This window comes from Amycolatopsis sp. NPDC051903 (assembly GCF_044452505.1).
In the GTDB taxonomy this organism is placed as follows: Bacteria; Actinomycetota; Actinomycetes; order Mycobacteriales; family Pseudonocardiaceae; genus Amycolatopsis.
This window is the reverse complement of record NZ_JBITBT010000041.1, coordinates 59,384-82,980: the sequence shown is the minus strand read 5'-3', so window position 1 is coordinate 82,980 and position 23,597 is coordinate 59,384. Positions and strand designations below refer to the sequence as shown.

24 protein-coding genes are annotated in these 23,597 nt (G+C 70.6%); 5 read left to right on the top strand and 19 right to left on the bottom strand.

Annotated features, from left to right (window positions below; genetic code table 11):
- Window positions 1-149: 149 nt before the first annotated feature.
- From ACIA77_RS44075 to ACIA77_RS44055, 5 genes are all read right to left on the bottom strand, one after another.
- On the bottom strand, window positions 150-989 hold the full coding sequence (locus ACIA77_RS44075; RefSeq protein ID WP_395892134.1) for an LLM class F420-dependent oxidoreductase: 840 nt from the start codon (window positions 987-989) through the stop codon (window positions 150-152).
- 79 nt (window positions 990-1,068) lie between these two features.
- Window positions 1,069-1,500 (bottom strand): MarR family winged helix-turn-helix transcriptional regulator, encoded by a 432-nt coding sequence (locus ACIA77_RS44070; protein ID WP_395892133.1) that lies wholly within the window; start codon window positions 1,498-1,500, stop codon window positions 1,069-1,071.
- Window positions 1,497-1,901 (bottom strand): polyketide cyclase, encoded by a 405-nt coding sequence (locus ACIA77_RS44065; protein ID WP_395892132.1) that lies wholly within the window; start codon window positions 1,899-1,901, stop codon window positions 1,497-1,499. The genes ACIA77_RS44070 and ACIA77_RS44065 overlap by 4 nt, the downstream gene beginning before the upstream one ends.
- Window positions 1,902-1,961: 60 nt before the next feature.
- Window positions 1,962-3,329 (bottom strand): MFS transporter, encoded by a 1,368-nt coding sequence (locus ACIA77_RS44060; RefSeq protein WP_395892131.1) that lies wholly within the window; start codon window positions 3,327-3,329, stop codon window positions 1,962-1,964.
- Window positions 3,330-3,383: 54 nt separating this feature from the next.
- On the bottom strand, window positions 3,384-4,139 hold the full coding sequence (locus ACIA77_RS44055) for a GntR family transcriptional regulator (RefSeq protein WP_395892130.1): 756 nt from the start codon (window positions 4,137-4,139) through the stop codon (window positions 3,384-3,386).
- Window positions 4,140-4,266: 127 nt separating this feature from the next.
- On the opposite strand from ACIA77_RS44055, the gene iolC reads away from it, so the two are divergent.
- Together iolC and ACIA77_RS44045 are read left to right on the top strand one after the other, a co-directional pair.
- Window positions 4,267-5,238: a 5-dehydro-2-deoxygluconokinase gene (gene iolC, locus ACIA77_RS44050; protein ID WP_395892129.1), complete on the top strand. Its 972-nt coding sequence runs from the start codon at window positions 4,267-4,269 to the stop codon at window positions 5,236-5,238.
- On the top strand, window positions 5,235-6,158 hold the full coding sequence (locus ACIA77_RS44045) for a class I fructose-bisphosphate aldolase (RefSeq protein ID WP_395892128.1): 924 nt from the start codon (window positions 5,235-5,237) through the stop codon (window positions 6,156-6,158). The genes iolC and ACIA77_RS44045 overlap by 4 nt, the downstream gene beginning before the upstream one ends.
- 71 nt (window positions 6,159-6,229) lie before the next feature.
- On the opposite strand, the gene ACIA77_RS44040 is transcribed toward ACIA77_RS44045, so the two are convergent.
- The 5 genes from ACIA77_RS44040 to pxpA are packed head-to-tail and all read right to left on the bottom strand — an operon-like array spanning window position 6,230 to window position 10,425.
- On the bottom strand, window positions 6,230-7,210 hold the full coding sequence (locus tag ACIA77_RS44040) for a biotin-dependent carboxyltransferase family protein (protein WP_395892127.1): 981 nt from the start codon (window positions 7,208-7,210) through the stop codon (window positions 6,230-6,232).
- On the bottom strand, window positions 7,200-8,105 hold the full coding sequence (locus ACIA77_RS44035) for an allophanate hydrolase subunit 1 (RefSeq protein WP_395892126.1): 906 nt from the start codon (window positions 8,103-8,105) through the stop codon (window positions 7,200-7,202). Before ACIA77_RS44035 ends, ACIA77_RS44040 begins: the two co-directional genes overlap by 11 nt.
- Complete coding sequence (locus ACIA77_RS44030; RefSeq protein WP_395892125.1) at window positions 8,102-9,451, bottom strand: acetyl/propionyl/methylcrotonyl-CoA carboxylase subunit alpha; 1,350 nt, start codon at window positions 9,449-9,451, stop codon at window positions 8,102-8,104. Before ACIA77_RS44030 ends, ACIA77_RS44035 begins: the two co-directional genes overlap by 4 nt.
- 3 nt (window positions 9,452-9,454) lie before the next feature.
- Window positions 9,455-9,691: an acetyl-CoA carboxylase gene (locus tag ACIA77_RS44025; RefSeq protein ID WP_395892124.1), complete on the bottom strand. Its 237-nt coding sequence runs from the start codon at window positions 9,689-9,691 to the stop codon at window positions 9,455-9,457.
- Window positions 9,692-9,702: 11 nt separating this feature from the next.
- On the bottom strand, window positions 9,703-10,425 hold the full coding sequence (pxpA, locus tag ACIA77_RS44020; RefSeq protein ID WP_395892123.1) for a 5-oxoprolinase subunit PxpA: 723 nt from the start codon (window positions 10,423-10,425) through the stop codon (window positions 9,703-9,705).
- 96 nt (window positions 10,426-10,521) lie between these two features.
- Between pxpA and ACIA77_RS44015 the strand changes: the two genes are divergently transcribed.
- The gene (locus tag ACIA77_RS44015) at window positions 10,522-11,952 is read left to right on the top strand and encodes a PucR family transcriptional regulator (RefSeq protein ID WP_395892122.1); all 1,431 of its coding nucleotides are present in this window, start codon (window positions 10,522-10,524) and stop codon (window positions 11,950-11,952) included.
- Between the two features lie 42 nt (window positions 11,953-11,994).
- Here ACIA77_RS44015 and ACIA77_RS44010 read toward each other — a convergent pair whose 3' ends face one another.
- A complete protein-coding gene (locus ACIA77_RS44010) occupies window positions 11,995-12,879 on the bottom strand; it encodes a LysR family transcriptional regulator (protein ID WP_395892121.1) in 885 nt (294 codons plus the stop codon).
- Between the two features lie 141 nt (window positions 12,880-13,020).
- Here ACIA77_RS44010 and ACIA77_RS44005 point away from each other — a divergent pair, with 141 nt between their 5' ends.
- Together ACIA77_RS44005 and ACIA77_RS44000 are read left to right on the top strand one after the other, a co-directional pair.
- Entirely contained in the window at window positions 13,021-13,503 is a 483-nt protein-coding gene (locus ACIA77_RS44005) for a hypothetical protein (RefSeq protein WP_395892120.1), read from the top strand.
- Window positions 13,500-13,958, top strand: a complete 459-nt coding sequence (locus tag ACIA77_RS44000) for a pyridoxamine 5'-phosphate oxidase family protein (protein WP_395892119.1) — start codon at window positions 13,500-13,502, stop codon at window positions 13,956-13,958. The genes ACIA77_RS44005 and ACIA77_RS44000 overlap by 4 nt, the downstream gene beginning before the upstream one ends.
- Before the next feature lie 15 nt (window positions 13,959-13,973).
- Here the strand turns inward: ACIA77_RS44000 and ACIA77_RS43995 are convergent, their stop codons facing one another.
- The 8 genes from ACIA77_RS43995 to ACIA77_RS43960 form a co-directional block, all read right to left on the bottom strand.
- Complete coding sequence (locus ACIA77_RS43995; RefSeq protein WP_395892118.1) at window positions 13,974-14,303, bottom strand: hypothetical protein; 330 nt, start codon at window positions 14,301-14,303, stop codon at window positions 13,974-13,976.
- 242 nt (window positions 14,304-14,545) lie between these two features.
- The gene (locus ACIA77_RS43990; RefSeq protein ID WP_395892117.1) at window positions 14,546-17,389 is read right to left on the bottom strand and encodes a transcriptional regulator; all 2,844 of its coding nucleotides are present in this window, start codon (window positions 17,387-17,389) and stop codon (window positions 14,546-14,548) included.
- 65 nt (window positions 17,390-17,454) lie between these two features.
- Window positions 17,455-18,252 carry a class I SAM-dependent methyltransferase gene (locus tag ACIA77_RS43985; protein ID WP_395892116.1) on the bottom strand — a complete coding sequence of 266 codons (798 nt, stop codon included), beginning with the start codon at window positions 18,250-18,252 and terminating at the stop codon, window positions 17,455-17,457.
- A 73-nt stretch (window positions 18,253-18,325) separates the two neighbouring features.
- A complete protein-coding gene (locus ACIA77_RS43980) occupies window positions 18,326-19,159 on the bottom strand; it encodes a carbohydrate ABC transporter permease (protein WP_395892115.1) in 834 nt (277 codons plus the stop codon).
- The gene (locus ACIA77_RS43975; RefSeq protein WP_395892114.1) at window positions 19,152-20,093 is read right to left on the bottom strand and encodes a carbohydrate ABC transporter permease; all 942 of its coding nucleotides are present in this window, start codon (window positions 20,091-20,093) and stop codon (window positions 19,152-19,154) included. Before ACIA77_RS43975 ends, ACIA77_RS43980 begins: the two co-directional genes overlap by 8 nt.
- 5 nt (window positions 20,094-20,098) lie before the next feature.
- Window positions 20,099-21,406: an ABC transporter substrate-binding protein gene (locus tag ACIA77_RS43970; RefSeq protein ID WP_395892113.1), complete on the bottom strand. Its 1,308-nt coding sequence runs from the start codon at window positions 21,404-21,406 to the stop codon at window positions 20,099-20,101.
- A gap of 39 nt (window positions 21,407-21,445) precedes the next feature.
- The gene (locus ACIA77_RS43965; RefSeq protein WP_395892112.1) at window positions 21,446-22,630 is read right to left on the bottom strand and encodes a Gfo/Idh/MocA family protein; all 1,185 of its coding nucleotides are present in this window, start codon (window positions 22,628-22,630) and stop codon (window positions 21,446-21,448) included.
- Between the two features lie 116 nt (window positions 22,631-22,746).
- Window positions 22,747-23,535, bottom strand: a complete 789-nt coding sequence (locus tag ACIA77_RS43960) for a DeoR/GlpR family DNA-binding transcription regulator (RefSeq protein ID WP_395892111.1) — start codon at window positions 23,533-23,535, stop codon at window positions 22,747-22,749.
- Between the last annotated feature and the right edge of the window lie 62 nt (window positions 23,536-23,597).

Sequence of the window (23,597 nt, the reverse complement as noted above, 5' to 3'; positions counted from 1 at the left end):
CGCCGTCGCCGTGCGCAAGGGGGAGGATTCCCCGCACGTGGCCAAGGTGCTCTCCCGCACCCACGCCCTGGTCGGCGGCCCGCGCTAGCAGTGTCCACAGTGGCCGCTCGCGGGGCTGCGCACGTCGTCCGTGCGCAGCCCCGATGGCGTCAGAGCAGCGGTTCGAGCGCCTTCGCCAGCGGCTCCAGCACGGCCGGCGTGTGGGGCGGCGGCAGGTAGACGATCGCGAGGTCCAGCCCGGCCTCGCCGAGAGCCTCGGCCTGCTTGGCGACCGCGGCGTAGTCCAGGTCCGGCTCCAGCCGCACGTGCGAGGACAGCGTGATCTCACTCGGGTCGCGGCCGACGTCAGCGCAGTGCTGGTGCAGGATCTCGCGCTTGCGGGCGAACTCCTCCGGCGCGCCGCCGGTGAAGTTCCAGTGCTGGGCGAACCGCGCGGCCGTGCGCAGCGTGCGCTTTTCGCCGCTGCCGCCGATGCAGATGGGCGGGTGCGGGGTCTGCACGCCCTTCGGGTTGCAGCGGGCGTCGGTGAGCTCGTAGTGCTTGCCCTTGAAGGTCGTGGTCTCCTGCGTGAGCAGGGAGACGATGACCTCGCAGCCCTCCTCGAAGCGGTCGCTGCGCTCCTTGACGGTGCCCAGCTCCATGCCGTACGCGCCGGACTCCTCTTCGTTCCACCCGGCGCCGATGCCGATCTCCAGCCGGCCCCCCGACACGATGTCGAGCGTGGCGGCCATGTTCGCGAGCAGCGCGGGGTGGCGGTAGTGCATGCCGCTGACGAGCGTGCCGAGGCGCAGCCGCTTGGTCGCCTGCGCGAGCGCGGTCAGCGTCGTCCAGCCTTCCAGGCAAGGCCCGGTCGAATCGGAGAAAATGGGATAGAAGTGGTCGAACGTCCAGCCGGATTCGAACAGCTCGATCTCGTCGGCCGCCTGCCAGACCGCGAGCATGTCCTCCCAGGCGGTGTTCTGGGGCGAAGTCTTGATGGCGAATCGCATGGGTCCGAGCGTAAACCTGGAGTTACGCCAGCTGCCAACCCGCTGCTCCCGCCCGGCTCGAACAGGACATTGTGGACGTTCACTCTTCCTGGTCCAGCACCGACTTCAACGCACCCAGCAGCGGTCCCGGCTCCGCGCCGAACATCTCCGCGTCCACGCGCTCCACCGCCGTCACCGCCTTGCCCACCAGCGCCCGGCCCGCCGTCGTCAGCCGGACCAGCTTCGCACGCGTGTCGCCGGCGTCGACGGTCCTCGACACCAGCCCCTTGGCCTCCAGGCGGGCGATGACCTGCGACGTCATCTTGATGTCGGTGCCCGCCTGTGCGGCCAGGGTCTGCTGCCGCGGCGGGGTGCCGTGGTCCTCCAGCCACCAGCAGCACGCCAGCAGCACGAACTGCACGTGCGTCAGGTCCAGCGGCTCCAGCGTGAGCCGGATGCGCCGCTGCCACGCGAGCGTCACGTGCCACAGCAGGAAGCCCGGGCTCTCGCCGGGGCCGGAGAACCGGGTCACTGTTGCGCGAAGGCCAGCAGGTCGGCCATCGCCTCGGGGAAATCCTCGCTGATCTGCGGGCCGAGTTCGGCGCCGCCCTCGCCGTCGATCTCGAGGCGGTGGGTGACGAGCGTGCCCCCGTCCGCGCGTGGCGCCAGGGTGTGGCGAAAGCGCAGGACGACGTCGCCGAAGCGGGTTTCGTCCTCGTAGACCTCGTTCTCGACGAGCTCGGTGATGCGCGAGCGGAACGTGTCCTGTCCTTGCGGCGTGACCGACAGTTCGGTCCCCTTCGCGAACGGTCCGTGCAGCTCGAACTTGTCGCTGCGCTCGCTCAGCTGTTCACCGCTGTGCAGTGCTCTCAGCGCCGCCCACACGGCCTCGGGTGCGGCCGTCGTCTCGGCGCGGTAGTCGGTGGTCCACATGTGCCCTCCCAGTTTGTCTGCGCGTAGACTATCTGCGCGCAGACAAACTGCCAAGCCTCATCACGCGCGACCGGTGACCACGTTCCCGGCTGTTCGGGGCAATCGCGCCGCTGCGATCAACGGCACGGCCAGCAGCACCGCCAGCAGCACCAACGCCACCCGGAACGGGCCCACCGCGTCCGACGTCACCGCGCCGCCCGCGCGGATGAGCAGGGCGCCGATCGCGACGCCCAGGCCGGCGCCCAGTTCCTGCAGGGTCGACAGCAACGTGTTGGCGTGGTTCATCGACGGCTCGTCCACGTCGGCGAACGCGACGCTGTTGTAGGCGGTGAACCCCGTCGAGCGGACGATGCCGCTGAGCAGCAGCACGCCGAGCAGCAGGGGCAGCGGGGTGGTGGGCGTCAGGAACGCCATCCCCACCAGGCAGGCGGCGCCGGCCACGATCGACACCAGCAGCACCGTGCGGATGCCGAACAGCCGCATCAACGGCGTCGTCGCGGGTTTGATGCCGACGTTGCCGACGAACAGGGCGATCACCACCAGGCCCGCGCGGGCGGCCGTCCAGCCGAAGCCGACCTGGAACAGCAGGGGCAGCACGAAGGGGATCGCCGTGATGATGCCGCGGTAGACGGAGCCGGTGGCGGCCGTGATGCGGAACGTGGGCACGCGCAGGATGCGCAGGTCCACCAGCGGATTCGACGCGCGCAGCAGGTGGCGCACCGCCCAGCCGAGCCCCGCCACGGCCACGACCGCCGAGACCAGGACCGCGGGGCTGAACCCCGAGCCCAGGCCCTCGAGGGCGACCACCAGGGCGGCCGTCCCGACGGCGACCCACGCGAACCCCACCCGGTCGAACGGTGCGGGACGCGACGCCCGCAGATCCGGCACGATCGCCAGCGCCACGATCAGCGCGGCCGTCCCCAGCGGCAGGTTGATCACGAAGATCCACCGCCACGACGCGTATTCCGCCAGCAGTCCGCCCACGACCGGGGCGACCACCGGCGCCAGCAACGCCGGCCACGTCAGGTAGGCCACCGCGCGCACGAGGTCCGTCTTGGGGGTCGCGCGCAAGACCACGAGCCGGCCGACGGGCACCATCATCGCGCCGCCCACGCCTTGCACGACGCGGGCCGCGGTCAGCAGCACCAGGTTCGGCGCCAGCGCGCACGCCAGCGACGACAGCGTGAACAGCACCAAGGCTGTCGCGAAGATGCGGCGGGCGCCGAAGCGGTCGGTGAGCCAGCCGCTGATCGGGATGAGGACGCCCAGCGTCAGGACGTACGCGGTGATGGTGACGTTGACGTCTACCGACCGCACCCCGAGGTCCGCCGCCATGGCGGGCGCTGCGGGGGCGATGACGGTGGCGTCGACGATCTCCATGAAGAACGTGGCGGCGACGAGCAGCGCCAGACCCCGGCGGAACCCCATGACTCTCCTGTGTGCTCGGCAACCCCTCGGCGAAAACCTTGGCAGGAAACGGGCTCAGACCACCAGAGCCGTCTCCACGGAGTAGCGGTCGGCCAGGTACAGGTGCCGGCCGAGTTCCACGAGCTGGCCGGCGTCGTCGAAGACCGACAGTGCGGCGGTCACACAGGCGAGCGGGCGCGGCTGTTCGAGCAGCGCCGCCTCATCCTCGTCGGCCAGGCGCGCGCCGATCGTCTGGTGCGCCATGGCGATCTGCGCGCCCTGCGAACGCAGCACGTCGTACAGGCTCTTGGCCACGAGGTCCTCGTCGTCGAGCCGGTACCGGCCGACGACGTAGTTGGTCATGATCGCCAGCGGTTCTTCGTCGGCGAAGCGCAGCCGGCGGATGCGGTGCAGCGGTTCGTCCGGTCCGAGCAGGTCGAGCAGGTCCTTCAGGCCGGTGGACGCGGCCGTGCCCGTGCTGTGTTCGAGCAGCGTGGTGCGGGGCTTGCGGCCGGCTCCGGTGAGGTCGTCGTACAGCGACGACAGGCGCACATCGCGGTGGATCGCCGGGCGCGTGACCTGGGTGCCGAGGCCGCGCCGGCGTACCAGCAGCCCCTTGCGCACGAGGTCCTGGATCGCCTGGCGCGCGGTTGGCCGGGCGAGGCCGAGACGCTCGGTGAGCGACACCTCGTTCTCGATCCGGTCGCCCGGGCGCAGCGTGCCCGACGTGATGGCGTTCTCGATCGCCTGCGCCAGCTGGTGGTACAGGGGCACCGGGCTGTTGCGGTCGAGCTGCACGTCGAGCTGCACGGCGTCGGATCGGGTGGCCATGCGCGACAGGGTACCGGACCGGTGCACATTGTCATTATGTCTGGACAAACTCTTGACTGGGGTCGGGGATCAGACTTAACGTCGGGCACCGTCGCCGTCCGTACCACCCGAGAGGTCGCCGAAACCCATGAACCAGCCAGCCGAGGTGCTCACCTTCGGCCGTTCCGGGGTCGACATCTACCCGTTGCAGGTGGGCGTCGGCCTGGAGGACGTGACGACGTTCGGGAAGTTCCTCGGCGGGACGACCGCGAACGTCGCCGTCGCGGCGGCCCGGCTCGGACGGCGCGCCGCCATCATCACCGGCGTCGGCGACGACCCGTTCGGCCGCTACGTGCGCCGCGAGCTGCGCCGGCTCGGGGTCGACGACCGGCACGTCGTGACCAGTGCCGAGTACCCGACGCCGGTCACGTTCTGCGAGATCTTCCCGCCCGACGACTTCCCGCTGTACTTCTACCGCAAGCCGACCGCGCCCGACCTGCAGGTGAAACCGTCCGATGTGGACACCGGCGCGATCGCGGCGGCCGGGCTGCTGTGGCTCTCGGTCAGCGGGCTTTCGGAGGAGCCCTCGCGTTCGGCGCACCACGAAGCCCTCAACGCGCGCGGTGGCCGCGAGACCGTGCTGGACCTCGACTACCGCCCGATGTTCTGGCCCGACGCCGAAACCGCCGGTGCCGAGGTGCGCGAGGTGCTCGGCCGGGTGACGGTCGCCGTCGGCAACCGCGAGGAGTGCGAGGTCGCGACCGGCGAAACCGATCCCGAACGCGCGGCCGACGCGCTGCTCGCCGCGGGCGTGCGCCTCGCCGTGGTGAAGCAGGGGCCCAAGGGGGTGCTCGCCAAGACCCGCGACGAGCGGGTCGTGTCGCCGCCGCTGCTCGTCAAGCCCTGCAACGGACTCGGCGCCGGCGACTCCTTCGGCGGCTCGCTCGCGCACGGCCTGCTGGCCGGCTGGCCGTTGGCGAAGACGCTCGCGCGCGCCAACGCCGCGGGCGCCATCGTCGCCTCGCGCCTGGAGTGCTCCACCGCCATGCCGACCGCCCAAGAGATCGACACGCTGCTGGCCGGCGGCGACCCGAACGCCAAGAGGGAGACCCACGAATGACCACTGTGGACACGGTGCGGTCCACGGGATTCGCCCGCGACCACGCCGAGCTGCGCGAGATCCGGGCGCGCGAGCCCGAACGGATCGCCGCGCTGTTCGCCGCCCGCTCCCGCCGCGGGTTCGTCCCGCCGGACGGCCGGCTCATGCTCGTGGCCGCCGACCACCCGGCCCGCGGTGCGCTCGCCGTCCGCGGCCGGCCCGATGCCATGGCGAGCCGGCTCGAGCTGCTCGACCGGCTCGCCGAAGCGCTCTCCCGGCCGGGCGTCGACGGCGTGCTGGGTACCGCCGACGTGCTCGAAGACCTGCTGCTGCTGGGCGCGCTGGAGGACAAGGTCGTCGTCTCGTCGCTGAACCGCGGCGGCTTGGCCGGGTCGGCGTTCGAACTGGACGACCGCATGACCGGCTACGACGTGCGCGGAACGGTCGACGCCGGGTTCGAGGCCGCGAAGATGCTCACCCGCATCGATGTCGACGACCCCGCCACCGTCGCCACGCTCGAGACGTGCGGGCGCGCCGTCACCGAGCTGAACCGCGCCGGGGTGGTCGCGCTGCTGGAGCCGTTCCTCACCCACCGCGTCGACGGCCGCGCGGTCAACGACCTTTCGCCCGAGGCCGTGATCCGCTCCGTCCACATCGCACAGGGGCTCGGCGCGTCCAGCGCGTACACGTGGCTCAAACTGCCCGTCATCAAGGAGATGGACCGCGTGATGGCCGCGACGACGCTCCCGACCTTGCTGCTCGGCGGCGACCCGGCCACCGAGCCCGAGGAGACCTACGAATCCTGGCGCGCGGCGCTCGACCAGCCCGGCGTGCGCGGGCTGGTCGTCGGCCGCTCGCTGCTCTACCCACCCGACGACGACGTGGCCGCCGCCGTCGACACGGCCGTGTCGCTGGTCCGCCCGAAGCCGGCGCACTCGTGACCCGCGGCGACGAAGCGGACCTGACTTGAGCGGGCGCACCGGCCGGAGAGGGGGCCGGCCGGCGCGTCCGCTCAGCCCAGTGAGCTGATCGCCGCCGCGAGGCGCTCGGCGCGGTCCTTGCGGGCGATCAGCGCGGTGTCGAGGTCGACGGGGACGAAGCGGGTCTTCGTGCCCGGCGCGGCGCGCGCCACGACGTCCATGTCGGCGCTGATCACCGTGGCGACCATCGCGTAGCCGCCGCCGGAGACGGCGTCGCGGTGCAGGATGATGGGCTGCGTGCCGCCGGGGATCTGGATGGAGCCGACGGCGTAACCGGCGTCGACGATGTTCGACGGGTCGGAGCCGGCGCCGAAGGGCTGCACGCGTTCGCGCCACTCGACGCCCGGGCCGTCGTAGCGCAGGCCGGCGCGGTCGGCGACCGGGGTGAGCGTCCACTCCTGCTCGGTCAGGTTGGCCAGGCCGCGTTCGGTCAGGCGGTGGTCGTAGAGCCCCAGCATCACGCGGACCTGTTGCTGCGGGCCGAAAACCGGCCGGTGTTCCTCGGCGAGGGTGTCACCGGGCGGCGGGCTCGCCGGCGCGCCGATCGGCACCACGTCCCCCGGCTCCAGCTTCCGCCCCTGGAACCCGCCGAGGGCGCCGAGCAGGTACGTCGAGCGGCTGCCCAGCACCGCGGGCACGTCGATGCCGCCGGAGAACGCCAGGAAGTACCGGGAACCGCCGCCGATGTAGCCGAAGGACAGCTCGTCGCCGTCGGCCAGTGCCAGGCGAGTCCACTGAGGACGCTCCTCGCCGTTGACCTTCACCGGCACCGGCGCGCCGGTCACCGCGACCTCCAGCGAGCCGTGGGCGCGCAGGACCGGGCCGAGGTAGGTGCACTCGAGCAGCGCCTCACCGTCGCGGTTGCCCACCAACGCGTTCGCCAGCTCGGCGGAGTACTGGTCGAGCGCCCCGCCCTGCGGGATGCCCAGGTCGTAGTAGCCGATGCGGCCGCGGTCCTGGACGGTCGTCGCCAGGCCGGGCTGGCTGATCTCGATCGCGCGCTCACTCGCCACGGAGCACCTCCAGCAGGGTGGCGTTGTAGGCCTCGGGGTCGGCGACGGCCCGCTCGGTGTCGAACTCGACGGGCACGATCCGGTAGCGGAACGTGCCCGCTGCCACCTCGGCTTCGATCGCGCGGTACTCCTCTTCGGACACCGGCGTGAACTTCACGACGTCGCCGGGCCGGAAGAACACCATGGAATCGGCGAAGTCGGCCAGCTTCTGCGCCGGGTCGAAGATCGGCGCCGCCGCGATACCGAACATCTGGTAACCGCCCGCGCCGCGCACGGAGTAGACGCAGGCGAAGCACCCGCCGTGCCCCACGGTCAGCTTCGGCGTGTCCGTGCGCGGGCTCAGGTACTTCGGCACCTCCAGCTGTTTGTCGCGGCCGACCAGCTGGAACAGGAACGGCAGGCCGGCGACGAACCCGACCATCGACACGAGCCACGGGTTCGTGTGGTGGCGCCGGATGAACTCGGCCGCGCCGTCGAGGTCGTTGATCCGCGCCGCGTAGTCGAGGTCGGTGCCATTCGGGTCCTGGTGGTACCCGTCGCGAAACCGCGCGCCGACCTCCCGGGTGTAGGGATCGTCGTACCACACCGGGACTTCGATGATCCGCGTCGACAGCACGGTGCTGCTCTGCTGCTGCGTTTCGGTTTCCAGCTCCCGGACGGCGGCCTCCAGGTCGGCCGGCGCCAGCACGTCCGGGTCGAAGCGGATGAGCAGCGACGCGTTGGCCGGGCAGATGTCGACCACGCCGTCGAGGGCCCGCGCGGCCAGGCCGCGCGCGATGCCCATGGCCCGCAGGTTCCCCGGCAGGCTCATCTCCTCGGCGATTTCGACGAACAGGAACTCGTCGCCGCCCCACGTGTAGCGGGCCTCGGCGGGCAGGGTCTGGGGTGCGCTCACGCCGTCTCCTTCAGCAGTCCGGGAGCCGTCTCGATGAACTTCGTGTGGTGTTCGACCGCGGCGAACTCGGGGCGGGCGAACAGGGCCAGGTGCAGTCCGGTCGTCGTCGCGATCCCGGTGATCTCCACGCCGCGCAGCGCTTCGGTCATCCGCGCCATGGCGGTGGCGCGGTCCGGGCCGTGCACGACCAGCTTGGCGATCATCGAGTCGTAGTACGGCGCCACAGCATCGCCCGCCTCGACGCCGCTGTCCACCCGGGCGCCCGCGGGCCAGCTCAGGGTTTCCACCGTGCCGGGGCTCGGCATGAAGCCGCGGTCCGGGTCTTCGGCGTTGATGCGCGACTCGAAGGCGTGCCCGGTGAACGTGACGTCGTCCTGGGCCAGGCCGAGCGGTTCGCCGCGGGCGATCCGCAACTGCTGCTCGACCAGGTCGAGGCCGGTCACCAGTTCGGTCACGGGGTGCTCGACCTGCAGCCGGGTGTTCATCTCGATGAACGCGGCTTCGTGGCGCACCGGGTCGTACAGGAACTCGACGGTGCCGGCCCCGCGGTACTGGCACGCCTTCGCGAGCTCGACCGACGAGCTGCGGATCCGTTCACGGACCTCGTCGGGCAGCTCGGGCGCCGGGGCCTCCTCGAGCACCTTCTGCGAGCGGCGCTGCATCGAGCAGTCGCGGTCGCCGAGGTGGATCACGTGTTCGCCGTCGCCGAGCACCTGCACCTCGACGTGGCGCGCGCGTTCGACGAACCGCTCCAGGTACATCGTGTCGTCGCCGAAGCTGGCGCGCGCCTCGGACCGCGTCAGGTCCAGCGCCGAGAGGAAGTCGCCCGGGTCGGTGACGAGCCGGATGCCACGGCCACCGCCCCCCGCGGATGCCTTGAGCACCAACGGAAAGCCGACTCCCCGGGCGACGGCGAGCGGGTCGGCGTCCGGGTCGAGCGGCCCGTCGGAGCCCGCCAGCACCGGCACACCGGCCTTGCGGGCCGCTTCGCGCGCGGCGACCTTGTCGCCCATCAGCCGGATCGCGTCGGGCGACGGGCCGACCCACGTGAGCCCCGCGTCGAGCACGGCCTGCGCGAACCCGGCGTTCTCGGACAGGAAACCGTACCCGGGATGCACGGCGTCGGCGCCGGTGTCGTGAGCGGCCTTGAGCACGGCTTGCTGGTCGAGGTAGCTGTCGCGTGCCGGCGGCGGGCCGATCACCACGGCTTCGTCGGCGGTCCGCGCCGCGAACGAGCCGCGGTCCGCTTCACTGCACACGGCGACAGTGGCGATGCCCAGTTCCCGTGCGGTGCGCATGATCCGGACCGCGATCTCGCCGCGGTTGGCGATGAGGAGCTTGCGCACGCGTCAGTCCTCCACCACGACGAGAACCTCGCCGGGGGACACGGTGCCTCCGTCCGCGACGTTGATCGACTTGACCGTGCCCCCGGTCTCCGAACGGATCTCGGTGAACTGCTTCATCACCTCGACGATGCCGACGGCGGCGCCGGCCTCGATGCGGTCGCCGGGCTGCACGAACGGTTCCTTGTCGGGCCCGGGACGCGTGTAGAAGATGCCCGGGAGCGGAGAGAGGATGTCGGACACGGAACCGCCTTTCACTGGTTCTCGTCGAGCACGGCTCGGACAGCCGCGGCGACCTCGGGGGAGTTGGGGGCGTCGGAGTGCACGCAGACGCTGTCGAAGCGGATGTCCAGCTCGGCGCCGTTGACCGACAGCACGGGCTGCCCCTGCCGCGCGCGCCGGACGCGTTCGGCCGCAGCGGCCGGGTCGGTGCGCTCGGGGCGGCGCAGGATGATCAGGTTGCCCTCGTCGTCGTAGTTGAGGTCCACGTACAGTTCGGCCACGAACGGCACGCCGAGTTCGCCGCACACCGTCTCGTGCGCGGTGCCGGCGATGCCGAAGAACGGCACGCCGAACACCTTCGCGGCGCGGGCCGCGCCGGCCATGAGCTCGGGATCGCCGGCGAGCATGCCGTAGAGCGCGCCGTGGGGTTTGACGTGGTTGAGCGAGACGCCGTGCTTGGTCAGGAACGCCGTGAGCGCCCCGACCTGGTACAGCACGATCGACTCGACCTCCTCCGGCGTCAGGACCATGCGGCGCCGGCCGAAGCCGGTCAGGTCGGGCAGCCCGGGGTGTGCTCCGATGCGGACGTCGTGGGCGACGGCGGCGGCGACGGTCGCGTCCATGACGTCGGGGTCGCCCGCGTGGAAGCCGCAGGCCAGGTTGATCACGTCGACGAGGTCGAGGAGCGCTTCGTCGTTGCCGAAGCTGTGCAGGCCGAGTCCTTCGCCCATGTCGGAATTCAGGGTCGCGGTCATGGTCGGTAACAGTAGGCAGGGTGTGGTGCCCGGCACATTGGTCAGAGTGACCTAATCGTGCGGGCTGTCTTGTGCTCAGTGCTCTACGCTGCCGGGATGCGCGTTGCCGACCTGCTCGAAGATCCCGAGCGCCGCATCGAGATCCGCGTCGAAGGCCCGCCCGGTGCACTGGCGCGGCCGATCACGTGGTGCGCGCCGACGGAGTCGATCGACCCGTCGCCGTTCCTCACGCCGGGCGCGCTGATGCTGACGTCCGGGATGGCCTTGAACGTCACGGACGTCCGGATCTGGGACGCCTACGTGGAACGGCTCGCGAACGTCCCCATCGCCGCGCTCGCGTTCGGCCTCGGGCCGGCGCACGCGACGCTGCCCGAGGGGCTCGTGGTCGCGTGCGGGAACCGCGGTGTGCCGCTGCTGGTGATCCCGGACCAGGTGCCGTTCGTGCTCGTGCAGCGCGAAGTGCAGGACCGCCTGTCGGCTGAGCGCTACGAAGCGCTGCGCCGCGGTTCGGAACTGGCTGACGACTGCACGCGCATCGCGGCGGACCAGGGCACGATGCAGGACGTGCTGCACCGCATCAGCGAGGTCGTCGGCGCACGGGTGTCCATTCAGGACTCCACCGGCGCGACGCTGCTCGCGGCGGGTGGCGAGGGCTCGCTCGCGGCCCGCACGGAGTTCACGCTGCCCGGCAGCAACCGCGACCGCTTCCGGCTGGTCGTCGAGGAAACCGACGCGCAGACCACGATCCGGACGCTGCTCGCACCCGTCGCCGCCGTCGTGTCGATGCAGCTCAGCACCACGCTCGGTTCGGCGGGCGTGGCGCATTCGCGCAACGCGGGCCGGCTCACCGAAGCCGTCTACGGCAACGACGCCGTGCCGACGGCCGAGCTGATCGCGCTGGCCCGCGACGCCGAGCTGGAGCCGTACCAGCGCACGGGCGTCGTCGTGCTGCAGGCCGAAGCGGGGATGTCGACGACGTACCTGCGGTCGGTGTCGTGGCGCGCCCGTGTGGTCCTGGCGGGGGAGTACTCGGCGATGCGGTTCGTCGAGGAGCCGGACCTGTCCACGATCCTGCTGCAGAGCGAGTCGCTCGATCCGGCGCAGCTACCGTCCGCGGCGCGCGCGGCCGTCGGGCAGGCGCGCTCGGTGTCGGCCGTGGTCGCGACCGCGGAGAACGCGGCGGAACTCGGCCTGGTGCTGCGGATGTGCCGGCGCGCGCTGGGTCCCTCCGGCGTGCACGCCGCGCCGCGGCTGGATTTCGACGCGGTGGTGGACACGCTGCGGCACCCGGGCGCGATCAGCCTGGCCCAGCGGCTCGTGGCGCCGCTGGCGCGGTCGGAGGAGCTGCTGACGACGCTCGAGGCGTACCTGCGCCACAGTGGGGCGACGCCGGCGATCTGCGCCGAGCTGTTCATCCACCGCAACACGCTCGCGTACCGGCTGAAGCGGATCCGGGAACTCCTCGCGCTCGATCTGCAGGACGGGCGCGTTCGCGCGACCCTGATGATGGCGCTGCGGCTGGCGTGACTTCGTGCTGTCTGCACAGCTGCGACGGCCCGATTTAGGCAGTTAGCTCTGCGTGGCCACTTCCCGGGCGGCTTCGACGAACGCGTGGCAGACCGGGTCGGTCTCGTCGGCGTGCCACGCGAGCGCGATGCGGCTCGGCGGCAGCCCGGTGAGGGGCACGTACGCCACGCCGGGCCGGGGGAAGTAGATCGGCGCCGCCGCGGCGGTCAGCGTGACCGCGCGCCCGGCGGCGACGGCCTGCAGCTCCTCGTCCACGTCCCCGACCTCCACGAGCCGCGGCGCCGGGTGGTCCGCTCGCAGGTCGCCCCCGGACCAGAACTCGGCCCACACGGGGTCGGGTGTGCGCCGGATCGCCAGGGGTTCGTCGAGCAGCTCGGTGACGTCCACGCTCTCGCGGTCGGCCAGCGGGTGCCCGCTCGGCAACCCGGCCACGCGCTGCTCGGTGCGGAGCACGAGCAGCCGCAGCTTGTCCGACCGGAACGGCGGCCGCACGAACGCCAGCGGCACCGTCCGCTCGTGCAAACCCGCCGACGGGTCCTCCCAGCCGTGGCGCTTCAGCTCCACCTCGACGCCGGGGTTGTGTTCCTTGAACCGCTCGATGATCTTGGCCGTCAACGGTCCCGCGGCGACGCCGTAGAACCCGATCGCCAGCACCCGTCCGTGCACCGATTCGCGCGCCTCGCGCTCCGCGTCCTTCAGCAGCCGCAGGATCGCGCGCGCCTTCTGCGTGAAGCGTTGTCCGGCCTCCGTGGGCGCCACCGACCGCGTCGTCCGCTCGAACAACGGCACACCCAGGTGCCGCTCCACGGCTTTCACCCGCGCGGACAACGCGGGCTGCGACATGTGCAGCTGCTCGGCGGCGCGCGAAAAGTTGAGCGTGTCGGCCACGGCCACGACGTACCGCAGGTGGCGGGCTTCAAGATCCATAACGTCAGGTTACTGAATCAGCGTTGTTCGGTCTTTCCGTGACGGCCTGTGCCCGGCCTAGCGTCGAACGTGTTCACGCAGCGTCCACGAGGGAGATCTGATGGGGTTTTCGAAGGCTGTTCGTGGTCGAGGGGCCGGCTGATGGCGCTCTCCCTCGAACCCGTCGCCCGGCGCGAGCGGGTGTGGTCGACGGCGACGGTGCTAGCCCGCCTCGCGCTGGCCGCCGGGTTCCTCTCGGCCGTCGCCGATCGCTTCGGCTGGTGGGGCCCGCCGCACACCGCGTCCGTCTCGTGGGGCGATTTCGCCGCGTACACCGCCTACACGCACCGCCTCGCGCCCTACCTGCCCGGCGGTCTCGTCGACGCCGCCGCGTGGGCCGCGACCGCCGCGGAACTGGTGCTGGGCTTGACGTTGCTGGCCGGCTTCCTCGTGCGCTGGTCTGCTGGGGCCGCGGCGGCGCTGCTGCTGGTGTTCGCGCTGTCGATGGCGCTGTTCCTGAGCTGGGAAGCACCGCTGAGCGCCTCCGTCTTCGCCGCCGCGGCCGCTGCCCTGCTGCTGGGTCTCTCGCCCGTGCGGACCTTCGCTTTCAGCTTCGACCGCCTCTGCGAAAGGACCAGTTCATGACCACGTTCACCGACGACATGCGCCTCATCGTCGCCTCCGCGAAGTTGTCGTTCGTCGCGACCACCCGCCCGGACGGCGCGCCGAACCTCTCGCCCAAGGGCTCCGTCCGCGTCTACGACGACGAGCACCTGGCGTTCATGGACCTGGCCTCGCCGCACACCGTCGCCAACCTCCGGCGCGACCCGCGCGTCGAAGTCAACTCCATCGACGTCCTGCGCCGCCGCGGCTACCGCTTCCGCGGCACCGCCGAGGTGCTGCCCCCAGGCCACCCGGTCCACACCTTCCTGGCCGACTGGCTCGTCGCGGCCAACGGCCCGGGCTACCCCTTCCACCACGCCGTCCTCATCCACGTCGACGAAGCCCACCGCGTGCTCTCCCCGGCTTACGCCTTCGGGGGCGCGAAGGAAGAGGAGCTCATCCCAGAGTGGAAACACAAGTACGACATCACCGAATAGCCGGCCGGGAGAAGGCTACGGCCCGGGCTGCACGGGCGGCGTGTACGTGGGCGGGGTCTCGGCCGGGTTGGGCAGCGGCGTCGGTGTCGTCACCGGTTCGTCGGACGGCCCGGTGTCCTTCGTCTTCGTGCCGTTCTGGGGCACGATGCCCGGGCCCGTCACCTGTCCCTGCGGCCGCGCGTTGATCGGCTGCTGGTAAACCCGGTCCCGGACCCGATCGGATGGCGCCTCATCGCTCGCTGGCGCCACCGCCGCGCGAGTCGTCGCCGCCCGCGCCTTGGTCGCCGGCGCCGGCCCGGCGTGAACCGGCGGCGCCGCACTCGACGACGGCACGACCGGCTTCACCCCGGGCACCACCGAACTCGGCCCACCACCGGCGGCTTCGGCTTCGCCGCCACGACAGGCGCGACCGGCTGCGGCCCCACCGGCCCACCACCGAACCCGATCACCACCGCGACAACCGCCCCACCCACCACGGCCGCGACCCCCGCGATGACCAGCTCTCTCCGACGCACGATCGGGAATCCAACAGCCCACCGAACCGCGGCGTCAACCGGCGGTGTCCCATCGTGACCGTGGTGCTCGCGCTACGAGCCGACGGCGGTTTTCACGCCGTCGCCGGAGCCGTTGGCCGGCTGCGCGCTCTGAAGATCAGGCGGCTGCACGGTGGGCAGACCCCAGGCCTGCCGGAATCCGCTGACCGTCAGCCAAGCCAGCCGCGCGTTGACCGGGAACAGCTGTCGCACCGAGGTGAGGGTGTCGAACGACGCGTCGCCTTCGGTGGTTCCTCGACGGAGATCCGCGGGGGTGAACTCGAGCGCGAACACCTCCAGCACGGTACCCAGGAAGTACAAGTGCCCCAGCGTTTCCACCTGCAGCCGGTACAGGGACACGAGGTCGCTCGTCGAAGGCGTGGTGATCGGCGGGTGTGCGGCGGCACGCAGCAGCGCCGACGGATCCGCGACCGCGTGTGCGTCGATGTGGCGGACGAGGTCGCTCACCAGGACGTCGTCGTACGTCCCGCGGGCCACGGCCGTGCGCAAGGCGCCACGCTTGTCCCGCAGCTCTTCGTCGACCAGGCGGCGCGCGACGTCCGCCAGAGAGCCCGAAGCGCTGATCATCTGCCGCGCGACGCGGACGAGTTCGCGGGGCAGGCCGCCGGCCAAGCAGTGGCACAGGCACACGAACGGCTCCGGCAGTCCCAGCACGCGGCTGTAGAGCACTTGCCGCGAGTCGTCGAGCTTCAAGTACTCCAGTCGGAAGATGAGGTCGAAGGCACTGTCGAAGGCGTCCCGCACCGGCAGGCCGCGTCGCTCGAACGAAGCCAGTGCGTCCTCCGACACGGAGATCAGGAACAGGAACCCGGGCACGTCGAGGTTGAACAGGGCCTTGACCTCGTTGACGAAATCCTGCGCCACGTCCGGGGAGGCGATCTTGTCCAGCTCGTCGAGGATGATCACCACCGAGGTGGGCGCGACGTGGGGAAGCCCGTTCAGGCAAGTGATCGTGGCCTTGAGGAAATCGCTGAACTCGTGGACGATCTGCGGATAAGTCCGTTGCTGTCGCGTCACTTCGCGAGATCCGCTGACCCCCGCCTCGAAGCCGATCGGCAGACCGACTTTCCCCGACCACCCCGACGTGTGCTTCAGCTGGAACTCGATCTCGCCCCGCGTGCGCTCGGCGAGTGCGCGCAGCCCGTCGAGGTCACCGGGAGCCGGCTTCGGCGGCTCGTCGTCGGGCCCCTGGTACGCGGGCATCGCACTCGGGCGCCGGCGCACTGCGATCCCCAGGATCGCGGCCGCACCGACCAGGGACACCAGCGGCCACCACATCGTCGCGAACCAGGTGCGAAGGTCGACGTCGGATCGGCTCGTCGCCAGGGAACCCGCGACCCCCAGCACCACCCACGCGACCACGACCGCGGCGAACGGCCACAGCCGACGCAGCCGGGCGAGTCGCGCCGGCCACGGCCGCGCAGCTTCCTGCCGGGTACCAAGGCGTTTGTCGCAGAAGCGCAGGACCGCGTCGCACAACTGTGCGTGCAGGTGCAAGACGAACTCGCGAGCGTCGTACTTCACCGGCACGCTCTCCAAGAGCGCGATGTGCACCTCGCCGAGCTCGATGAACCGGCCGGCCTGGTACGCCTCCAGCAGCGTGGATTTGCCCGCGCCCCGCGGGCCCGCCATGCCCACCGCACCGCCGTGGATACCCGCCAGCACGGCCTTCAGCCGTTGCCCGGCGGGCGTTTCGGTGAACGCCCGCTCGCCCGCGCGCATCTGGCCGAGCGCGCTGCGGTCGATCTCGGGAAGCTTCGTGCTGAAGCCTGGGGTGACCACGGTGTTGAGGTGGTGCGTCACGCTCCGGCGGACGGGTTTCCGGATGCTCGTCGCCCACTCCGCGTCGGCTTCGTCGACAGCTTTCGCCAGCTCGTCGCGTTTCTGGGTCCAGGCCGGGGTGCCGCGCCGTCCGGGATCACTCGAAAGCCGAGCGGGCACCAGCTTGGTGGACCCGAGCACGAGCGGCCCGCCGCCGACCGCGATCAGGAGGGACAGCGCGTCGGCCGCCGCCCAGGCCGCCCACTCCGGCCAGGGAACCCGTACGACACCGGTGAGCAACAGGGCCAGAGCGACCAGCGCGATGACCGTGAAAAGGGCCTCGCGACGGACGACCGGTCGCGGGATGCGCCTGCCTGGACCTTCGTCCTTGGTCGGATCCTTGGCGAGCAGAAAACTCATCAGCGTCAGGAACGAGGTCACCAAGCCGATGGCCACCCAGACCACGACGGCCCAGCCGGTCCCCATCGCGTCCCGCCAGGTCATCCACAACCGCCACACCATCAGCAGGTAGGCGGTGACGAAGCCAGTCGCGAAGGACCAGCCGGCACCACCCAGCGCGGGTTGGCCGGTCAACCGGCGGCCCGCTCGGGCAACAGCCTGGTAGACGGGTCGGAGGGAGACGAGACCGGCGATCACCACGGCGACCGACAGCCAGAAGTGCGCGGACGGGCTCAGCGGTGTCTGCACCAGCTGCCAGCAGAGGACGGGCACGAAGATCCCCAGCCACAGAGCGAAACCGACTGACGCGTGAGCGACCTTGTCCCGGGGGTTCGACTGCCCGGCCGGACGAGCGCGTGGAGCCGTGTGCTGTAGGAGTGCTCGCTGCGCTTCGAGCAGCTCGTTGATCTGCTCGTTGGTCGTGCTCAGCAACGTGTCCGCGTCGACAGCCGTTCGCTGCAGTACTTCGGCCTTCACTTCGGCCCGATCGACGTGTGGCATGTCGCGAGCGAGCCGGGAATCATCCGCGGCCAGAATGTCCGCCGCCATCAGCCGGATGCGGTCGCGGAGCGAGGCGACGAGCCGATCTCGCTCGTGGTCATCCGTCGGGCCGGACACCGGAGAGCTGTCGGCGGCACCATCCGTGGGCTCGGTCACAAGCCGCGATCATATCGGAGCGAACACGTGTCGATGGGCGATTTCGGGCAAAGCACCGAACGGGCCTAAGCGATGGCGATGATCTCCCCGTGCAGCAACGAAATCCACCCGTCCGGGTCGTCCGTCCAGCGGCGCCACGCGGCGGAGATCTCCTCCAGTTCCGCTGGTGACGCCAGGCCGTCGCGCAGGGATTGGGTGGCGATGTCCGACTTGAGGATGCGGTCGGCCCACATGCCGCCCCAGTAGGTGCGGGCGTCGGGGGTCGCGAAGCACCACGTGGTGGACGACGGAAGCACCTCGGTGAAACCCGCGGCGTGGGCCCAGGCCAGGAGGCGCCGTCCGGCGTCGGGTTCGCCGCCGTTGGCGCGGGCGGCCGTCTGGTACAGGGCGAGCCAGCGGTCGAGGACCGGGTCGGCCGGATACCAGGTGAACGCGGCGTAGTCCGAATCGCGCGCGGCGACCACGCCGCCGGGCCGGCAGACGCGGCGCATCTCGCGCAGCGCCTGCACGGGGTCGGCGACGTGTTGCAGCACCTGGTGCGCGTGGACGACGTCGAAGCTGTCCTCGGGGAAGTCGAGGGCGTGCACGTCACCGACGACGAAGCCGATGTTCTCCTGCCCGCGCCGCGCCGCTTCGGCCCGCCCGAGGTCCCGCGCGGTCTCCGTGAGCTCGACCGCCGTGACCCGCCCGGGCGCGACCCGCGCGGCGAGATCGGCGGTGATCGTCCCGGCCCCGCTGCCGACCTCCAGCAACGCCTGCCCGGCCGCCAGCCGCGGCAGCAAGTACGCGGCGGAGTTCTCCGCGGTGCGCTGGCGGTGCGAGCGCAGCACCGATTCCTGATAGCCGTGGGTGTAGGCCGCCATGGGCCTCAGCCTAACTCCTGTTCTCACTTATTAGGAAGAGGTTTCCAATCGTTGAGACGACACCCCGCGGACCTCACTTCAGGCCGGACGACGCCAATCCGTCGATGACCCGCCGTTGCAACAAGATGAACAGGATCAGCACCGGCGCCATCGCCAGCAGGCTGGCCGCCATGAGCACGGGGTAGTTCACCGTCACGTCGCCGGCCAAGGTGGCGAGCGCGGCGGACAGCGGCATCTGCGTGGCGCGCGTCGACACGACCAGCGGCCACAGCAGTTCGTTCCACGACCACAGCACGGCGGAGATCGCGAGCACGCTGATGCTCGGGCGCACCACCGGCAGCATCACGCTCCAGAACGTCCGCAGTGGACCGCTGCCGTCGATGCGCGCGGCTTCCTCCAGCTCCGCCGGCAGGTTGAGGAACGCCGTGCGCATGAGAAAAGTGCCGTACGCGCTGAACAGTCCCGGTGCGACGATGCCGGCCAGCGTGTTGAGCCAGCCCAGGTTCTGCACGATCTGGTATTGCGAGATCAGGTACGCCTGCGAGGGCACCAGCAGGATCGACAGCACCAGGCCCAGCAGCACCGCGCGCCCCCGGAAACGCATCCGGGCGAACGCGTAGCCCGCCAGCGTGCACAGCACGATTTGCGCGACGGTGCGGATCACCGTGATGAGCACCGAGGTCCACAGCTGCGACAGGAACGGCAGCCGCTGGAACACGGCGGCGTAGTTCTGCCACTGCAGGTGCGCGGGCCAGAACGTCGGGGTCACGCTCTGGACCTCGGCGTTCGTGGACAGCGACATCACGATCTGCCACAGGAACGGGAAAGCCATGATCAGGCCGCCGACCCCGAGGACGAGGTGGATCAGCGCGTGCGAACCCCGCCGCCGCCCGCGTGCCCTAGGCATTGGCCCACCTCCGTTGCAAGCGGAACTGCACGAGCGTGACGAGTCCGATGAGGACGAAGATCACCATGGCGATCGCGGCGGCGAACCCCTTGTCGTTCTCGACGAACCCGGCGTTGTAGAAGTAGTAGACGAGCGACATCGTCTTCGGCAGCACCGCGTTGTGGTTGCCCAGCAACGCGTACAGCAGGTCGAACAGCTGGAAGCTCGCGATCGTGGTCACCACGACCACGAAGAACACGCTCGGCGCGAGCAGCGGCAGCGTGATCGAGCGGAACTGGCGGAAGCGGCTCGCGCCGTCGAGCTCAGCGGCCTCGTAGAGCTCCGGCGGGATGTTCTTCAGCCCCGCGCCGAGCACGATCATCGAGAAGCCGAGCGACGACCACAGGCCCACCACCGCCACCGCGGCCAGCGCGAAGCCGGGCGTGTTGACCCACGACGGCCCGGCGATGCCGATGCGCGAGAGCGCCCAGTTGAGGATCCCGTAGTCACCGTTGAAGATCATGCGCCACACCAGGGCCACGGCGGCGGGCATCGCCACGTAGGGCAGGAAGAACAGCACGCGGTAGAACTGCGCGAACCGCAGGCCCGGAGTGTTGAGCAGGCTCGCCAGCCACGCCGCGATCGGCACGCCGAGCAGCACCACCGCCGTGTAGATCGCGGTGTTCAGCAGCGAGCGGTACAGCTGCGGGTCGGTGAACAGCCGGCTGTAGTTGTCCACTCCGGACCAGGTGAAGCCCCCGAACACGCCCCAGGTGGTGAACGAGTAGAACGCCGTCTGCAGGATCGGCCAGATGTAGAAGACCAGTACCCCGGCCAGCAGCGGCAGCACGAACACCCAGGGCCACAGGCCGTCCCGGCGCCGGGCGCTCCGCCGCGGCCGCGGGGCGGCGGCTGCGGCGGAGGCCGGGGCGGACTCGGCGACGTCGGCGGACACGACACTCATTCCTTGGCCAGGTCGGCGTTCATCTGCGATGCGAGATCCTTCGCCACGGCGTCGACGGGTTTGGTGCCGTCGAACGCGTCGGGCAGCAGGTTGGTCTCGAGCGTGTTCCACGTCGCGGTGTTCTTCGAGACCGGCAGCGGCTTGGCGGAGGGGACCTCGTCGAGGAACAGCTGCAGGTCCACGCCGGGCATCGACTTCGCGAAGGCCGTCTGCGTGCCGGTGTAGGCGGGGATCACGGCGCCGAGGTCGCCCTGTTGCTGCTGCGCTTCCTTGCTCGCCAGGAACACCTGCAACGCCTGGGCGGCCTGCTTGTTCGGGCTGTTCGCCGCGACCACGTTGGACACTCCGTGGATCACCGTGGCCTGCCGGTCACCCTTGGGCACGGGCAGCACGGCGATGTCCTTGGCGATCGGCGCCGCCGCGACCTCGGTGCGAGCCCAGCTGCCGCCCTGGTACATCGCGGACTTCCCGGAGACGAACCACTGGTCACCGGTGGTGTCGGTGAGCTGCTTGATCGTCGGCATGGCCTTGGACTTCACCAGGTCCGCCCAGAACTGCAGGCCCTTCTCGGTGGCCGGTGTGTCGTACTGCGACTTCTTGCCGTCGGGCGTGAGCACCGAACCGCCGGCCTGGAAGATGGTGTTGTAGTACGTCGTCTGCCCGTCCATGCCGGCGGTGATGCCGTAGACGCCCTTGCCGGCGAGCTTCTGCGAGATCTGCGCGGCGGTGGACTGGAAGTCGGCCCACGTCCAGTCCTTGCCCGGGATCGGCACGCCGGCCTCGGCGAAGAGGGCCTTGTTGATCCAGACGCCGATGGTGTCGAAGTCCTTCGGCACGCCGTACTGGACACCGTCCAAGGTGTACAGCTGGTCGAGCGAGGACGGGTAGTTCTTGGGGTCGATCGCCCCGGCCTTGACCTCGCCGGTGATCGGTTCGATCTTGCCGTTGCCGGCGTACAGCTGGAAGTTGGGCCCGTTCATCCAGAACAGGTCGGGCAGGCTGTCGCTGGACGCTTCGGTCTGCAGCTTCGTGAAGTAGTTCGCGAACGGCGTGACGTCCACGTTCACCGTGATGTTCGGGTACTTCTTCTTGAACTCGGCGAGGTTGGCGTTGATCGCCTTCACCTGGGTCTGGTCCCACACCGCATACGTCAGGTTCGCCGAGACGTTCGCGTCCGGCGGGCTGTACGGGGTGTCCGAAGTGGACGCGCTGGTGCCGGACGAGCACGCGGCGAGGAGGGTGGCGGCCACGGCACCGGCCAGGGTGGCCAGAACGCGGCGCCGGCCGCGAGCGGATGAGGCCATCGGGGGTTCCTTTCAGCGGGCGGGGAGAGAAACGGCGGGCTAGCGGGTGCCAGCGGGAGCGGGGAAGTGGTCGCGCACGGCCGCGGGCAGGGGCGGCACGTCCAGCGGGATCGAGCCGTTGCGCAGCGACTGCGTGGCGAGGGCGCCGGTGGCGACGGCTTCGCGCGCGGCGACCGGGGAGAGCGTGGGGGTTTCGCCGTCGATGACGTACCGGAGGAACTCGGTCATCGTGATCAGATCGGCGTCGGCGTGCCCCTCTTCGACACCGGAGATCGGGTACTCGACGTCGCCGTCGGTGGCCCAGGTGCGGCGGCGGTTCCACACCTTGACCACGCCGCCGCCGGTGTCACCGAAGTTCTCGGCCCGGCCCTTGTCGCCGATGACGGTGTAGTTGCGCCAGTAGTCGGGCGTGAAGTGGCACTGCTCGTAGCTGGCCAGCACGCCGTTGTCGAGCGTCATCATGACCATCGACACGTCCTCGACGTCGACGACCTCGTTGAGCCCGGTCTGCGCGGCCGGGGGCCAGTTGGCGAAGGAGAACCAGTCCTGCATCAGCCGGCCCTCGTTGCCGCCGCGGTCGGTGATGCCGCCGTAGACCGCGAGCCGGCCCATGCCGGCCACGCGCCGCGTGTAGCCGCCGGCCAGCAGGTGGATCACGTCGAGGTCGTGGCTCGCTTTCTGCAGCAGCAGCGAGTTGACCTTGCCGCGGTCGGCGTGCCAGTCCTTGAAGTAGTAGTCGCCGCCGTTGCCGACGAAGTGGCGGCACCACACCGCTTTCACCTCGCCGATCTCGCCGCGGGCGACCACGTCGTGCAGCGCGCGGACGACGCCCGAGTGCCGGAAGTTGTGTCCGATGTAGAGCGGAGTGCCCGCTTCGTGCGCAGCCGTGAGCACGGCGTCGGCGTCTTCGAGCGTGATCGCGAGCGGCTTCTCCAGGTACACGGCGATGCCGGCGCGCAGCAGGTCGACGGCGATCTCGGCGTGGGTCCAGTCGGGCGCGGTCACGATCGCCGCGTCCACGAGCCGGCGTTCGATCAGCTCCGTGTGCGTCTCGACGACCGTGACGTCGCCGAACAGCTCGCGGGCCCGGGCACGGCCGCCGTCGGTCGGGTCGGCCGCGGCCACCACGGTCGCGGGCAGCCCGGACTCGGCGACGTGCCGGGCGATCACGGCCCGCTGGCCGATGCCCACCACGCCCACGCGGACAGCTTCGCCGTTTGCCACCTGGTCACCTCACCTCTGCGTGATATTGATCTGCATGATGGCAAACCAATCACTAATGCACAACCGTGGTGGCGACTCTGCTCAAGCCGGTGCGCGAACCGTTACCCGCGTGGTCGTCAGGTCGCGACCACGAGCTCGACCGAGGCGGCGGCCAGCTCCGCGGCGAACGACGCCGGCACCTCGGCGTCCGTGACCAGCACGTCGATGTCCGCGAGCCGGCAGATCCGGGCGAACGTCGACTTCATCAGCTTCGTCGAGTCGGCGACCACGATCACGCGGCGGGCGACCTCGCTGAAGTGCCTGCTCACCTCGGCTTCGCCCTCGTGCAGGGTGGTCGCGCCGTACTGCGCGCTCAGGCCGTCGACGCCGAGGATCACCGTGTCCAGGGCGAACGCGGCGAGCGCGGTGGACACCAGTGAGCCGACCAGCTCGTAGGACTGCCGTCGCGCGACGCCACCGGTCACCACGATCTTGACGTGCGCGCGCACCGACAGCTCGTAACCGATGTTCAGCGCGTTCGTGACGATCGTGAGCCCGGTTTCGCCGTCGGCGCGGATGAACCGCTCGCTCTTGCCCAGTTCACGCGCGACCTCGGTGGTCGTCGTGCCGCCGTTGAGGCCGACGGTCTCGCCGGGCCGGACCAGCTCCGCGGCGGTGCGGGCGATCGCGGTCTTGGCCTCGGCCTGCCGCGCGATCTTGTACTGCAACGGCAGTTCGTAGCCCGCGCCGAGCGCCGCCGCGCCGCCGTGGGTGCGGGTGATCAGCCGCTGCTCGGCGAGGATCGACAGGTCGCGGCGCGCGGTCGCGGGGGAGATGCCGAGCGTTTCGCCGATCTCCGCGATCGTCACGTTCCCCCGTTCGCTCACCAACTCGAGCAGGGCGTTCAGGCGTTGCTGGGGCGTCATCGGAGTGGCTCGCGTTCCAGGTGGAGGGGCAGGACCGCCCCATCCTAGAGGTCATCTCCACT

Bases quoted from the DNA above. Each gene is read 5' to 3' on its own strand.
- ACIA77_RS44075 (WP_395892134.1), bottom strand. From the start codon at position 989: ATGCGATTCGCCATCAAGACTTCGCCCCAGAACACCGCCTGGGAGGAC.
- ACIA77_RS44055 (WP_395892130.1), bottom strand. From the start codon at position 4,139: ATGGCCACCCGATCCGACGCCGTGCAGCTCGACGTGCAGCTCGACCGC.
- pxpA (WP_395892123.1), bottom strand. From the start codon at position 10,425: ATGACCGCGACCCTGAATTCCGACATGGGCGAAGGACTCGGCCTGCAC.
- iolC (WP_395892129.1), top strand. From the start codon at position 4,267: ATGAACCAGCCAGCCGAGGTGCTCACCTTCGGCCGTTCCGGGGTCGAC.
- ACIA77_RS44010 (WP_395892121.1), bottom strand. From the start codon at position 12,879: ATGGATCTTGAAGCCCGCCACCTGCGGTACGTCGTGGCCGTGGCCGAC.
- ACIA77_RS43960 (WP_395892111.1), bottom strand. From the start codon at position 23,535: ATGACGCCCCAGCAACGCCTGAACGCCCTGCTCGAGTTGGTGAGCGAA.
- ACIA77_RS43980 (WP_395892115.1), bottom strand. From the start codon at position 19,159: ATGCCTAGGGCACGCGGGCGGCGGCGGGGTTCGCACGCGCTGATCCAC.
- ACIA77_RS43970 (WP_395892113.1), bottom strand. From the start codon at position 21,406: ATGGCCTCATCCGCTCGCGGCCGGCGCCGCGTTCTGGCCACCCTGGCC.
- ACIA77_RS43985 (WP_395892116.1), bottom strand. From the start codon at position 18,252: ATGGCGGCCTACACCCACGGCTATCAGGAATCGGTGCTGCGCTCGCAC.
- ACIA77_RS44060 (WP_395892131.1), bottom strand. From the start codon at position 3,329: ATGGGGTTCCGCCGGGGTCTGGCGCTGCTCGTCGCCGCCACGTTCTTC.
- ACIA77_RS44015 (WP_395892122.1), top strand. From the start codon at position 10,522: ATGCGCGTTGCCGACCTGCTCGAAGATCCCGAGCGCCGCATCGAGATC.
- ACIA77_RS44065 (WP_395892132.1), bottom strand. From the start codon at position 1,901: ATGTGGACCACCGACTACCGCGCCGAGACGACGGCCGCACCCGAGGCC.
- ACIA77_RS44000 (WP_395892119.1), top strand. From the start codon at position 13,500: ATGACCACGTTCACCGACGACATGCGCCTCATCGTCGCCTCCGCGAAG.
- ACIA77_RS44005 (WP_395892120.1), top strand. From the start codon at position 13,021: ATGGCGCTCTCCCTCGAACCCGTCGCCCGGCGCGAGCGGGTGTGGTCG.
- ACIA77_RS44045 (WP_395892128.1), top strand. From the start codon at position 5,235: ATGACCACTGTGGACACGGTGCGGTCCACGGGATTCGCCCGCGACCAC.